The 12,780-nt window shown below is 59.2% G+C and carries 11 protein-coding genes; 7 read left to right on the top strand and 4 right to left on the bottom strand.

All coding sequences use genetic code 11. From position 1 onward, the window contains the following. Positions 1–35 precede the first annotated feature (35 nt). The gene (locus IG627_RS12230) at positions 36–740 is read left to right on the top strand and encodes a response regulator transcription factor (RefSeq protein WP_193192656.1); all 705 of its coding nucleotides are present in this window, start codon (positions 36–38) and stop codon (positions 738–740) included. After that, positions 740–1,993 (top strand): sensor histidine kinase, encoded by a 1,254-nt coding sequence (locus tag IG627_RS12225; protein WP_193192655.1) that lies wholly within the window; start codon positions 740–742, stop codon positions 1,991–1,993. Before IG627_RS12230 ends, IG627_RS12225 begins: the two co-directional genes overlap by 1 nt. A gap of 127 nt (positions 1,994–2,120) precedes the next feature. On the opposite strand, the gene IG627_RS12220 is transcribed toward IG627_RS12225, so the two are convergent. Genes IG627_RS12220 through IG627_RS12210 form a run of 3 tightly spaced genes read right to left on the bottom strand, consistent with a single transcriptional unit; the run spans position 2,121 to position 4,505 of the window. Further along, positions 2,121–2,588, bottom strand: coding sequence for a hypothetical protein (locus IG627_RS12220; protein WP_193192654.1), 468 nt, complete (start codon positions 2,586–2,588; stop codon positions 2,121–2,123). After that, entirely contained in the window at positions 2,575–3,249 is a 675-nt protein-coding gene (locus tag IG627_RS12215; RefSeq protein WP_193192653.1) for a response regulator, read from the bottom strand. Before IG627_RS12215 ends, IG627_RS12220 begins: the two co-directional genes overlap by 14 nt. After that, positions 3,249–4,505 (bottom strand): sensor histidine kinase, encoded by a 1,257-nt coding sequence (locus IG627_RS12210; protein ID WP_193192652.1) that lies wholly within the window; start codon positions 4,503–4,505, stop codon positions 3,249–3,251. Before IG627_RS12210 ends, IG627_RS12215 begins: the two co-directional genes overlap by 1 nt. Positions 4,506–4,762: 257 nt before the next feature. Between IG627_RS12210 and IG627_RS12205 the strand changes: the two genes are divergently transcribed. From IG627_RS12205 to purT, 5 genes are all read left to right on the top strand, one after another. Next, positions 4,763–5,590, top strand: a complete 828-nt coding sequence (locus IG627_RS12205) for a DUF2306 domain-containing protein (RefSeq protein WP_193192651.1) — start codon at positions 4,763–4,765, stop codon at positions 5,588–5,590. 1,136 nt (positions 5,591–6,726) lie between these two features. Then, entirely contained in the window at positions 6,727–8,439 is a 1,713-nt protein-coding gene (locus tag IG627_RS12200; RefSeq protein WP_193192650.1) for a S8 family serine peptidase, read from the top strand. 301 nt (positions 8,440–8,740) lie between these two features. After that, positions 8,741–9,664: a M14 family metallopeptidase gene (locus IG627_RS12195; protein WP_193192649.1), complete on the top strand. Its 924-nt coding sequence runs from the start codon at positions 8,741–8,743 to the stop codon at positions 9,662–9,664. Positions 9,665–9,720: 56 nt separating this feature from the next. After that, complete coding sequence (locus IG627_RS12190) at positions 9,721–10,566, top strand: PA4780 family RIO1-like protein kinase (RefSeq protein WP_193192648.1); 846 nt, start codon at positions 9,721–9,723, stop codon at positions 10,564–10,566. Positions 10,567–10,617: 51 nt separating this feature from the next. After that, positions 10,618–11,826 (top strand): formate-dependent phosphoribosylglycinamide formyltransferase, encoded by a 1,209-nt coding sequence (gene purT, locus IG627_RS12185; RefSeq protein WP_193192647.1) that lies wholly within the window; start codon positions 10,618–10,620, stop codon positions 11,824–11,826. A gap of 45 nt (positions 11,827–11,871) precedes the next feature. On the opposite strand, the gene IG627_RS12180 is transcribed toward purT, so the two are convergent. Continuing rightward, on the bottom strand, positions 11,872–12,780 hold the full coding sequence (locus IG627_RS12180) for a hypothetical protein (RefSeq protein ID WP_193192646.1): 909 nt from the start codon (positions 12,778–12,780) through the stop codon (positions 11,872–11,874).

Raw genomic sequence — 12,780 nt, 5'->3', positions numbered from 1 at the left:
CCCGGTAAATCGTGCCTGGTAAGGGGGAGCAGCAGATGGTACATGCGCTAGGTGCGGCGCCGATCAGAGTGTTGATTGTCGAGGACAACCGCGACATTTGCGAGAATATTGCCGCGTATCTTGAAAAGCATAGCTATGTAATGGATTTTGCCTATGACGGTGTAAGCGCTATGCACCTGGCGTTGACGAACCGGTTCGATGTGATTGTTCTCGACCTCATGCTTCCAAGGATGGATGGCCTGAGCTTCTGCCAGAAGCTGCGAGCTGATGCCGGAGTAGAAACGCCGGTGCTTATGCTGACCGCGAGAGACACGCTGGACGATAAACTCAAGGGGTTCGAGGCGGGCGCTGATGACTATCTGGTCAAGCCATTCGCATTGCAAGAGCTGCATGCGCGGCTGCAGGCGCTGTACAAACGTCGGCATGGAAAAGCCGAAAACCTGCTAACGGTAGGTGATCTGACGATGAACCGGTCCACACTGCAAGTGCATCGCGCGGGGCGGCGCATCGATCTCACCCCTGCGGGCATGAGGCTACTTCAACGATTGCTGGAGGCGGCGCCGTCTGTGGTGGTTCGCGATGATCTCGAAACTTTGTTGTGGGCTGACGAACGCCCCGATGGTGATGCGCTTCGCTCGCACATGTACAAGCTGCGGCAGGCGATCGATCGGCCGTTTGATAGACCACTGATTCATACGGTGCATCGCATCGGGTACCGAATTGCAGAGGAACCTCAGTAATGTACCGGTACAGTTTACGCAAGCGTGTCGCCATCGCATTTGCGGTGTGTGTTGCTGTGCTCAGCCTGGCCTGGGGATTCGCTTTCTTCGCAGCGCTCAAGTTGAGCGAAGACCGGGCGCTGGCGCGTCAGCTGCAGCGTGCCGCCGAAAGCTATCCCTCTTTGACGATGAATATTCGCGGATACGATGAGGTTGGAAGCTTGCCGGAATCACTCAGGGAGTGGGCGCAGACAAGCCCCGATGAGGGGGTGTATGAATTCGAGGCGGAAGAATTACATGTCGCGGTAGTGCCTATCGACAGTGAACAGCGACACGCATTTGTGGTTTTCGACGTTGCCGGGATTGAGGCTGCGTCGTCAGAGGATTGGTGGTGGCTGCTCGTGATCACCGGAGTCGTGGGTACGCTCGGTGTTCTTGGTTTCGGGTTGGGCGTTCTCGTGATGCGTAGGGCTGTCGCCCCTGTCGTGCAACTCGCCAAAGTGGTCGCGGACATAGACCCGGAAAAACTATCGGCCGAAGATCATAAACGCATAGCGTCCAGCCGGTTCGGCGATGATGAGGTTGGCGTACTCGCCAGGACCATTGAGAAGACGCTTGAGCGTATCAGCGCATTTGTTGAGAGGGAGAGATACTTTACCGGTTCAGCCAGTCATGAGCTGCGGACGCCGATCACGGTGATAATGGGCGCGCTTGAGCTGCTGGAACAAAGCGATCTGTCAAAGACCGATGCGAAGGTGGTGGATCGAGTGAGGCGTGCAACGTTCGAAATGAAAGCCACGATTGATATGTTCCTGTGCCTTGCTCGCGAAACCGACGATGGGTTGTATGACGAGCAGTTTTCAGTGATGCCGCTGGTAAGCCAGGCGATAGATCAGCAGCGCCACCTGTTGAGCGGCAAGTCCGTCGATGTTGAAATCGACTTGATCGATGTTGAGATTGATGACCGATCAAGACCTATGGCCAACGGGCATTCACAGGCTTTTTCCATCGCGGTCAATAATCTGGTGCGAAATGCATTCGAACACACGCTTGACGGGCAGGGGCCGATCACGATTCACATCAAGGAGCACGCGCTATTCGTCACCAATCAAGTGAGTAGTGACGCTGATGAGGGGCACTCACTGACCGAGGTATCGTCGTCTAACGGCTATGGTCTGGGTCTGGGTATCGTTCAGCGGCTGTGTGAGCGCAATGGCTGGTTGTTTTCATTGCACGCTGATGAGGCGCGTGTAGCCGCTCGTCTTTCGTGGTGACTAATAAATGGGGCAGATCGACTTTATGGCGTTAATCTGCTTGAGAGTATGTAGTGCTAGAATGTTGATCTGCCCCTAATTGTTCAATACTTGCTCGCTGACACAGTGACAGGCGCCACCAGAGGCGTTATTTCGTCTCGGCATCAGCTGGCGTTTCAGTTACCGCCGGCCAAACCAGACCCGCCCGTATACCCACCAGCAGGATGAAATACGACATTTCCAGGGCTAGGAAGGTACCAATAGGGTGGCCTGGCACACCTCGTATCAGCAGGTAGACCAGGTAGGCCATGGTAAGCAGATTGCCCGCCAGGGCGACGGTGAGCGCGAAGCCACGCGCTTGCCATAGAGGCTTACTGAGCAGGATGTTCAACACGGCGGTGCCGGCGAGCATGGCCCCGGGCAGCATCAGCAGCAGGCGACGCAGCATGGCAGTATCCTCGCCCATCATCTGCACCCAAACAGCGGCAAAATGGCCGTAGGCGCCCAGGGTCAGGAAAACGCTCAGGAATACAGCAGCGACAGCGGCAAGGTTGTACAGCGCATTGCGCGGCAAACCTGATGTTGGGCTGGAAAGTCTTGCGTTAGAAACCAACATCGCGCTCCCCGACGGTGGCCAGGCCGCATTCGTAGGCGAAGACGACGGCCTGGGCCCGATCGCGCAATCCCAGCTTGGATAGCACACTGGACACGTGGGTTTTGACGGTGGCCGCGCCAATAAACAGGGCTGCGGCGATCTCGGCATTGCTCTTGCCAGCGGCAATCGCTGCCAGCACCTCGCGCTCCCGTGTGGTCAAGCGCTGCAAGCGCTCGGCCAGGTTGCGTCCCGCTCCCAACTTTTGCGCAAACTGGCTGATCAGGCGCCGGGTGATACCGGGTGCGAGCATGGCACCGCCATCCGCAACCGTGCGCACCGCCTGCACCAGTGCCTCGGGCGGAATATCCTTGAGCACGAAAGCACTGGCCCCCGCCTGCAACGCACGAAACACGTATTCGTCGGGATCGAAGGTGGTCAGGATGATGACCCGGCAGGCTGCGTCGCCGGCTTCCAAGATGTGCACTGTGGCTTCCAGCCCGTCCATCTCCGGCATGCGGATGTCCATCAGGATGATGTCCGGTTGCTGCTCGCGTGCTGCCTCAATGGCCTCGACGCCGGTGCCGGCCTCAGCCACCACCTCAATATCGGGCTCGTTGTCCAGCACCAGGGCAAAACCGCGCCGCACCAGCGCCTGATCATCCACCACCATGACTCGTATCATCAGCTTCCCTCATCCGCAGTGGGCAATTGTGCAGTCACCTCAAAGCCACCGCCATCGACCACACCGGCGCGCAGGCGGCCGCCGAGCAGTTCCACGCGTTCGCGCATACCGGCGATGCCGTGTCCGCCGCTGTGTTGTTCACCCATAGGCTGCGCAGCGGCGCCGTGCCCGTCATCGTGAACACAGATAGCCAGTTGACCCGGCTCCAGGTGCACGTTCACGATCACGCTGGCCTCGGCACCGACATGTTTGATGACGTTGGTCAATGACTCCTGGATGATGCGATAGGCGGCGAGGGCGACTCTGGCGGGCACAGCCGCGAAGTCGCCGTGGGTTTCATAGTCCACCCTGGCCAGCACCTGTCGGACCTTCTCGATCAGGGCCGGGAGATCGTTCAAATCTGGCTGTGGGGTGAGTTTCGCCTCGTCGCTGGCCGGGCGCAGAACGCCGAGCAGATGCCGCATCTCCGACAGGGCGTGGCGACCCGCCGCCTCCACCGCAGCCATGGCCTCACCGGCCGCCACTGGGTTGTTGCGGCAGATGGTTCTGGCGGCGCCGGCCTGAACCGTCATCAGGCTGACCTGGTGCGCCACCACATCGTGCATCTCGCGCGCGATTCGGGTGCGCTCGGCCGCCACAGCGCGCTCGGACTCGGCATTGCGTTCGCGCTCCAGATACTCGGCTCTCTCTTCCAGCAACCGCAGGTATTCGCCGCGAAAGCGCAGTCGGCGGCCGATGTGCCACAGGACCCACGCCAGTACGACCGCCACGGTGCCTGAGGCCGTGGGCTGAATCAGGACCCTCATATCAAGCGCCACGTAAACCAGCGTCGCAAAAACCGCGATCAAACTGATGCGGGCATTGGGCTCGTAGCGGCCAAGGCTGTAGAGCGAAAAGGCCAGGGCAACGATGCCATTGGCCGGCAACCCAAGTTCCAGAATCAGGCTGGCTCCCAGAATCACGGTATGCACCTGCCAGGGGTGGGTGCGGCGCCATAACAGGGCGAAGCAGCCGACGAAGGCGCACTGAAAGGCGGCGATATCCCACAGGCTCTGTAAGGCCAGGACATCGTGAGCCTGTTGGCGGGACCACATCAGCAGCGTCAGCAAAAAGGCGAGCAGGGCGATGAGCAGGTCGGTCAGCTGCGGCCAGCGCTCGAATGGTCCGCGCAGTGGCTGCCAGACCGGAAGCTTGGGTAATTCTGTGTCGGCATCGGGCGGGTTTGATGCCTGCGTCTTGGGGGGCGGCGACTTCATTCCCGCATGCTAAACCAGGCGCGGCCAGCTGTCATGAGCCTTGCGGGGGAGCTGGCAACAGGGCTATCTCCACCTTTTGGGGGAGATCGGATTCCTGCCTGTGGCGGATGTGCAGAGACCTACAAAAGCTGACCATGCTCGCCGGGCATATTCAGCCGAGCCCGAGAGGACCATGCCGTGGAAACCAGGGTGAGCCAACACCCTGTGAGTTACATGAGCCGCGTGAGTCCCGCTACACAGACACCAGGAGAAACACTATGAACGACGCTGTACTGAGTCCAACACTGCTCCGCCCGTTCGATGCGCGGCGGGCCGTCAACCTGTCGGTAAAAACCTGGTTTTGCCTCGCTGCGGCGGGCCACTGGATCTTCCTTGCCTACATTCTCGCCGTCTTCTACCCGCCCATCGCACAGTCGGGACTTCACGGCCTGCAGGGCCTGCACCTGCCGGCGGGCTTTCGCGAGGGCGATACGCTGGGCAACCTGGCCGCGGCGGCGCACGTTCTGCTGGCCGCGATCGTGATCGGTGGTGGTCCCTTGCAGCTGATTCCTGCCGTACGCCGGCATGCGCCCAAGTTCCACCGCTGGCTGGGCCGCAGCTACCTTGTGGCCGCCGTCATCAGCAGCGTCGGTGGGTTGTACATGACCTGGACTCGTCACAGCATTGGCGATCTGGTGTCGCAGATCAGTATCTCGATCGATGGGATATTGATTCTGGTGTTTGCGTTCCTGGCGCTGCGCAATGCCATGGCCGGCCGCTTTGCCGAGCACCGGCGCTGGGCCCTGCGCCTGTTCTTGGCCGCCAGTGCGGTGTGGTTCTTTCGTGTGGTCCTGATGGGCTGGGTGATGCTCACCGGTGGGTGGGGTATCGATTGGGAATCCTTCACCGGGCCCTTCCTGTACGCCCTGGGTTTTGGTCAGTACCTGGTCCCGCTGGCCATGCTGCAATGGTATTTCCATTGTCAGAAGCACGAAGCCGGGCAGGGCGCACGGCTCGCCTTTGTCGGCACCCTGGTGCCGCTGACCGTCTTTATGGCCGTTGGTATCTTTGCCGCGACCATGGGCATGTGGTTGCCGCGGATGTGAGTCATCCACTCACACTGTCGCGAAACCGTTCGCGAGTTCCCGCCCGGAGTATTGGAAGTCCAGATCCGGGGATCTCGACTTCTGTTCTTGTCATCCCCAGCAGCCGCTCTTCATGCGGCAGGCGGCAATCCCCACCGGCAACCGGTGGGTGAACTGGATGTGCCCGGCGTAAGAGCGCTAGAAGCCTGAACACTGCCTTGAGTCACTGCTTGTGAATTACTGGACCGCTTGCGGCCCTTTTCGTGTATTTCATTTTAGTTTCTAGAGGTTATTCCGGTCTTTCGAATTTCTTGTGGAGGAATGGCGCCGCAACCTTCATATGATATTGACAGCGCTATCATTGGAAGCCTATGTTTGGACCGGTTAGTCACAATCTGATGCTTACGTTCTCAAAAGGAACTTCAGTTGAATGCCCGCGACAATGCTTGAATCGACCAGGATTCAGTTGGGCATGGCTGATATGAAAAGGAAATTCGGAGAATACTCGTGACCGGTGATAATCATAAAAATCTATTGCGCCTCCCCAAATTGGAGGCTTTCTTTCTGGCCCCGCTGCCCGGCAAACCATATCTGAATTTTATTCCATTCCTTGAGACTGGGTGAGTTTCCAGTATCTGTGTACGGCTTAAAAATTGCTCCAAAGGCGATATTTAGCATTCTGTTTTAACCGCCATCTGGATATTTAGGCGGATTGAAACTCCCTGGCTTCAGATTATCGAGTTTGGCTGAATTGCTTATCGATGAGCTTATTCTAAGCGCTTTACATCATCTTGATGATTGCATTCTTTTCGGAACTCAGGTCTTTTCGGAACACTTTAATGCGCAGGTTGTGCGAGAACTTTTCAATGAAATAAATTAGAAAAATTTTTGATTAACAGAAGGTCTGTTCCTTGTCGCTTTGGCGAAGTGTAGGTGCAGGCTGTTACGGTTATTCAGGTATTTTCCAAGCCATATAGTGATTGTCGGCCGTGACTGTGCGGGCGAGCGGGGGAGCTTTGTGCCCGGAAAATGCTGTGACGAGATCCCCTTCCTGCAAAAGTTTGTGGGGTGGTGATGTGGTAGTTGTAAGTCTAGTTAGCGGTAGAAGTCCTGTAGTAGGCCGTTTCAGATAAATAAAAATAGATGGAGAGTGAAACATGAAGTGTTTTAAAAATATAACAAGGTCGATTTTGTTGGTGGGGGCTATCCCCCTCTCTGCCAGCGTATTCGCGGCGGAAATATTTTCTGCCGAGCCGGGCAATGCGATACCGGAACAGTATATTGTGGTGCTAAAAGATGAAGCTCGATTGAGCACCATGAGCACTGCACAGTTTGTCTCGTTCGAGACGGGCCGGCTTGCGTCGAATGTGGGTGCACCGGTATTGCATCGTTACGACCAAGCCATACTCGGTTTTTCCGTAAAAGCTACAGCCACCCAGATCCAGCAGCTGGCAAAAGAAAACTCGGTGGCGTATATCGAGCAGGATCAGGTGATGTATACCTCGACTACGCAGTCTCCAGCGACCTGGGGTTTGGATCGCATTGATCAGCGCGAGGGATCGCTCGACAATGCCTATAGCTACGACGTTACTGGGAATAGTGTTCACGCCTACATCATAGATACGGGTATTCTCAGTTCGCACACGGAGTTTTCCGGGCGCATGGGTAATGGTTTCTCGGGAATCAATGACGGTCGGGGAACGGAAGACTGCAACGGTCACGGAACTCATGTGGCCGGTACGGTAGGTGGCACCACCTGGGGCGTAGCCAAGGATGTCATTCTACATCCGGTTCGGGTGTTTGGCTGCTCTGGTGAAACCAGCAGCTCGATCATTATTGACGCGGTAAATTGGGTGGCCGGAAATCATACTAAGCCCGCCGTGGCCAATATGAGCCTGGGGGGCGGTATTTCCACGGCTCTGGATTCTGCTGTGCGTGGCGCTGTTAACCAGGGTGTCACAGTGGTAGTTGCGGCGGGTAACGATAATGCCAACGCCTGTAATTACTCTCCTGCCCGTGAAAGTAGCGCGATTACAGTTGCTTCCTCGGCTTCGGGTGACACGCGCTCGAGTTTCTCCAACTGGGGATCCTGCGTAGATATATTTGGCCCAGGTTCCAGTATTACCTCTGCCTGGTGGACTGGCAGTAACGCCACCAACACCATTAGCGGTACTTCAATGGCCTCGCCTCATGGTGCGGGCGTTGCGGCATTGCTGCTTGAGGAAAGCCCGGGAGCGTCACCGGCTACCATTGCCAGCAGCATGATCGGAATGTCTACGACTGGTAAGATCAGCGGCGCCAATGGATCGCCAAATCGTCTGTTGTTTACCGATCCTGGCAACGGTGGAGGCAGCTCCTCCAGCAGTGGTGGTTCTTCCAGCAGCAGTTCCGGTGGCTCCTCTGGCGGTGGCTCCTGCAGTGCGCCGCAGTATGTAGCTGGTACCAGCTATAGCGCCGGGCAGGAAGTGCAGAATGTGGGTAACGAATACCGATGTGATGTTGCCGGTTGGTGCTCATCGACGGCAGCTTGGGCCTATGAGCCCGGCAACGGCCAATACTGGGAAACCGCATGGACGCACGTTCGCAGCTGTGACGGGGGCAGTTCCTCTGGAAGCAGCTCCGGCGGTTCCAGCAGCTCCGGGGGTTCCAGTAGCTCGTCAGGCGGTTCTTCCAGTAGTAGTTCTGGCGGTGGCTCCTGTCCGAGTCTTCCAATTTGGGATGCCGGCAGCGTATATACGGGCGGAGACGAGGTTCAGCATAACGGTATACGTTACGAGGCCAATTGGTGGACCCAGGGCGATGACCCGGCTACCAATAACGGCGGGCCGGGAACTGGTCAACCTTGGACCTCGCTCGGCGCCTGCAACTAACACTGGCGATCGCATGGTTGGCGCCAATATATGAAGCTTGCTGGAGTCAACCTAATGTGAATGGGCCCCGCAAATGTGGGGCCCTTTTGATTGCGGCGATACTCTCTCCCCGGTGTGTTTCGAATCGCCAGATTTGGCGCTTGGTCTGGGTCTGCTGCGGAGGCTCGATTGGCTGCGTGGCAGGCGCGTTCTCCCGGAAATCGCAGTGACCTGATATCTGGTCTTACGAGGAGCCCCGCAATGTTTCGAGCCGGGTGCTAGAATACCCGCCAACCTCGCTCATAACCGGAGAACAAGCGAAATGAACACGGCCCTCGCACCCTATCCAATCGGCACGCCCGGCATTCCCTGGGGCGAGGCGGAGCGCGCCGAGTGGTTGTCACGACAGACCCGTCAGCGCAGCTACGAGGCAGAGGTGCTGGGCGCAATCGAGCACCTGCGCCCGCGGTTCGACGTGGAAGAATACGGTCGCCTGGAATACGGCCCTGAACGCTTTCCGCTGTTGGCGATCCGCAGCCGCGACTGGCGCGACGAGCTGCCGGTGGTGTTGGTGACGGGCGGTGTGCACGGCTATGAAACCAGCGGTGTACACGGTGCGCTGCAGTTCGTCGATCAGCATGCAGCGGATTACGCCGGCCGCGCCAACCTGCTGGTGGCGCCCTGCGTCAGCCCCTGGGGCTACGAGCGCATCCACCGCTGGAACCCGCACGCGATCGACCCGAACCGCTCCTTCCGCGATGACAGCCCGGCTGAGGAGTCGGCGGCGCTGATGCGACTGGTGGCACCCATCCGCGATCGTGTGCTGATGCATATCGACCTGCACGAGACCACCGATACCGACGAGACCGAGTTCCGCCCCGCGCTGGCCGCCCGCGATGGCAAGCCGTTCGCGCCGGGTGGGATTCCCGACGGCTTCTACCTGGTCGACGACAGCGAGAGCCCGCAGCCGGAGTTCCAGCAGGCAGTGATCGCGGCGGTGGAACAGGTCACCCATATCGCCCCCGCTGATGACAAGGGCGAGATCATCGGTTCGCCGGTGGTCGCGCGGGGCGTGATTGAGTATCCGCTCAATCAGCTCGCGCTTTGTGCGGGCATCACCAATGCCACCTACAAGACCACCACCGAGGTCTACCCCGACAGTCCCCGCGCGACGTCCGAGCAGTGCAATACCGCGCAGGCCGCGGCGGTGTGTGCGGCTATCGACTATGCGCTGGCGCACCGGTAAGAGCGGCAGCTATCTTGAAAACTCCGCAGGCGCGAGAGGGCTGATTACCAGGAACTATGAAAGTACCCAAGAGATTACAACCGCTGGTCGACGACGGCATGATCGACGAGGTCGTCGCGCAGCTGATGAGCGGTAAGGAAGCGCAGGTGTATGTGGTGCGCTGCGGCGACGACTTGCGCTGTGCCAAGGTCTTCAAGGAGGCCAGGCAGCGCAGCTTCAAGCAGGCGGTGCAGTATCAGGAAGGCCGCAAGATGCGCAACAGCCGCCGCGCCCGGGCCATGTCGAAGAAGACCCGCTACGGCCAGAAAGAGCAGGAACAGGCCTGGCTGAGTGCCGAGGTCGATGCCCTGTATCGGCTGGCGTCGGCCGGTGTGCGCGTGCCCCAGCCACACGGCTTCGTCGATGGTGTGCTGCTGATGGAGCTGGTGGCCGACGACGAGGGCTACGCCGCACCGCGCCTGGATGACGTCACCCTGAGCACCGAGCAGGCCCGTGATTACCACGGCCAGGTGATGGCCGACGTGGTGCGCATGCTGTGCGCCGGTCTGGTACATGGCGACCTTTCCGAGTTTAACGTGCTGCTGGACCGCCAGGGCCCGGTGATCATCGATCTGCCCCAGGCGGTGGATGCAGCCGGCAACAACAACGCCGCCGTGATGCTGGAGCGCGATGTCAACAATATGCGTGCCTATTTCGGCCGCTTCGCCCCGGAACTATTGACGACCGATTACGGCAAGGAGATCTGGGCGCTGTATGAGGCGGGGGAGCTGCACCCGGACAGTGCCCTTACCGGGCATTTCGAGCACGACACGTCCAGTGTCGACGTCGGGGACCTGATGGCCGTCATCGATGACGTTCGCGAAGAGCAGGCCGAGCGCCTGGCGCCGGCCTGGGATGGATAAACGGCCGCAGAGATATCCCCCGCGCAACATTTACAACAAGGCAGGAATTCCATGACTACCCTGGGCACCCCGTTTTCTTCAACCGCCACCCGCGTCCTGCTCTGTGGCGCCGGCGAGTTGGGCAAGGAAGTGGTGATCGAGCTGCAGCGCCTCGGCTGCGAAGTCATTGCGGTGGACCGCTATGCCAATGCCCCGGCGATGCAGGTGGCCGACCGCAGCCATGTGATCAATATGCTCGACGGCGATGCCCTGCGTGGAGTGATCGAACAGGAACAGCCGCACCTGGTGGTGCCGGAGATCGAGGCCATCGCCACCGACACCCTGGCCGAGCTGGAAGGGGAGGGGGTGAATATTGTCCCCACCGCGAGGGCGACCCAGCTGACCATGAACCGCGAGGGCATCCGTCGCCTGGTCGCGGAAACCCTGGGCCTCCCCACCTCGAGCTACCGTTTTGCCGCCGGCGAGGCGGAATTCAAAGCCGCTATCGAAGAGATCGGTATACCCTGCCTGGTGAAACCAATCATGAGTTCCTCGGGCAAGGGCCAGAGCCTGGTGCGCGATGCCTCACAGATTGACAAGGCCTGGGCCTACGCCCAGGAGGGCGGCCGCGCCGGCAAGGGCAAGGTGATTGTCGAGGGCTTTGTCGACTTCGATTACGAAATCACCCTGCTCACCGTCCGTCACAACGAGTGCCACAACGACGGCAGTGGCAATATCGTCACCAGTTTCTGTGCGCCCATCGGTCACCGCCAGGCCGATGGCGATTACCAGGAGTCGTGGCAGCCGCAGGCCATGTCGGCAGCGGCGCTGAGCCGCGCCCAGGAGATTGCCAAAGCGGTGACCGACAACCTCGGCGGCCGCGGATTATTCGGTGTGGAGCTGTTTGTCAAAGGCGACGACGTGATCTTCAGCGAAGTCTCACCGCGCCCGCACGATACCGGCCTGGTGACACTGATCTCCCAGGACCTGTCCGAGTTCGCGCTGCACGCCCGCGCCATTCTCGGCCTGCCCATTCCCAATATCCAGTTACACCGCGCCTCGGCCTCGTCGGTGCTGTTGGTGGAGGGCAATTCCACCCAGATGCAATTCGGCAACCTGAGCGCCGCACTCTCCCGCCCCGATACCCAGCTGCGCCTGTTCGGCAAACCGGAAGTCGCCGGCAAGCGCCGCTTGGGTGTTGCCCTGGCACGGGCCGATGATGTCGAAACAGCGCGCGATATTGCCAATGCGGTGATTGCGGATATTGAGGTGGAGTTGTAGCGGTGGCCTAATTTCGCGGTATGGATAGGCCTCAGCCCTCGAGCATTAAAAACCCAGGGCCTTGTGGGATGCCTGCTCGGGCTCATAGACCTCGCCCGGCGTTGTGGCCTCGGTGGGCCAATTGAGGGGAGCGAAAGTCTCCGTCAACCGCATATCGGGACACTGGGCTTTAATTCTGTCGTAACTGGCCTGCGCCTCGGGTCCGAGTTCCAGGCTTATGCTGTTGAAAATAGCTTCCTGCAGATCCCGCACCGGGCTGGCGTCATAGGTGGGCTTGCCCTTGTTATCCCGGGCGTAGAGGTCTCGCTTGAACCGGACCCTGACAAAATGCCGGTCACTGATGGGGAAGAAAAATAGGCGTTCAGGGTTGCCCTCCAGGGTCTTGCCATCCATTCCCGTGTCGTAGATCTTGCAGCTGGCGCCGAACACCGGCAGGTGATAGTGGAGCCTCCAGTCGAAGGGCCCCGCGTGTCGGGGACGGGGATCGTTTTTCGTGGAGCCCCAGCGTTGGTGCCCATAACGGTCGTTCAGATACTCGGTGAGCACCGATTCAAAAGCGCGGGGGTGAAAGAAGGACGTATTGGGATACTCGGATCCCTTCCGCCGTCCCACTACGCTCATTCCAAAGCCTAGTTCCGCCTTGCAGCCGCTCATCCAGGGGCCCCAGAAGGCGTAATAACGGTACAAGACTCTCCAATAACCCCAATGGTCGTTGGCCATGGCCATTTCAGAATAGGAGCCCATGGGCCGGTCCGCGGGATCTTTGCCAAACGGGAGGTCGAACTGTTTGACTGTGGAATGCGTAGGACAGTGGCGCGGAACTTTGAGACGCAACCTGCTGCCCGCAAGGGGCATGGTTTTCCAGGGCGCCCACTTGAAGCTGGGCCCCTTGGGGATGCAGTGGTTATCGCGCTGGAACCATTCCAGATGCGAGTACTTGATTGGATTCCACAT

It is taken from the genome of Microbulbifer taiwanensis, assembly GCF_014904815.1.
In the GTDB taxonomy this organism is placed as follows: Bacteria; Pseudomonadota; Gammaproteobacteria; order Pseudomonadales; family Cellvibrionaceae; genus Microbulbifer; species Microbulbifer taiwanensis.
Note: the sequence above shows the minus strand (reverse complement) of the source record. Positions and strands in the feature narration are given on the sequence as shown.

Coding starts and splice junctions, on each gene's coding strand:
- IG627_RS12205 (WP_193192651.1), top strand. CDS start 4,763: ATGAACGACGCTGTACTGAGTCCAACACTGCTCCGCCCGTTCGATGCG.
- IG627_RS12195 (WP_193192649.1), top strand. CDS start 8,741: ATGAACACGGCCCTCGCACCCTATCCAATCGGCACGCCCGGCATTCCC.
- IG627_RS12210 (WP_193192652.1), bottom strand. CDS start 4,505: ATGAAGTCGCCGCCCCCCAAGACGCAGGCATCAAACCCGCCCGATGCC.
- IG627_RS12225 (WP_193192655.1), top strand. CDS start 740: ATGTACCGGTACAGTTTACGCAAGCGTGTCGCCATCGCATTTGCGGTG.
- IG627_RS12180 (WP_193192646.1), bottom strand. CDS start 12,780: ATGTGGAATCCAATCAAGTACTCGCATCTGGAATGGTTCCAGCGCGAT.
- purT (WP_193192647.1), top strand. CDS start 10,618: ATGACTACCCTGGGCACCCCGTTTTCTTCAACCGCCACCCGCGTCCTG.
- IG627_RS12220 (WP_193192654.1), bottom strand. CDS start 2,588: ATGTTGGTTTCTAACGCAAGACTTTCCAGCCCAACATCAGGTTTGCCG.
- IG627_RS12190 (WP_193192648.1), top strand. CDS start 9,721: ATGAAAGTACCCAAGAGATTACAACCGCTGGTCGACGACGGCATGATC.
- IG627_RS12230 (WP_193192656.1), top strand. CDS start 36: ATGGTACATGCGCTAGGTGCGGCGCCGATCAGAGTGTTGATTGTCGAG.
- IG627_RS12215 (WP_193192653.1), bottom strand. CDS start 3,249: ATGATACGAGTCATGGTGGTGGATGATCAGGCGCTGGTGCGGCGCGGT.
- IG627_RS12200 (WP_193192650.1), top strand. CDS start 6,727: ATGAAGTGTTTTAAAAATATAACAAGGTCGATTTTGTTGGTGGGGGCT.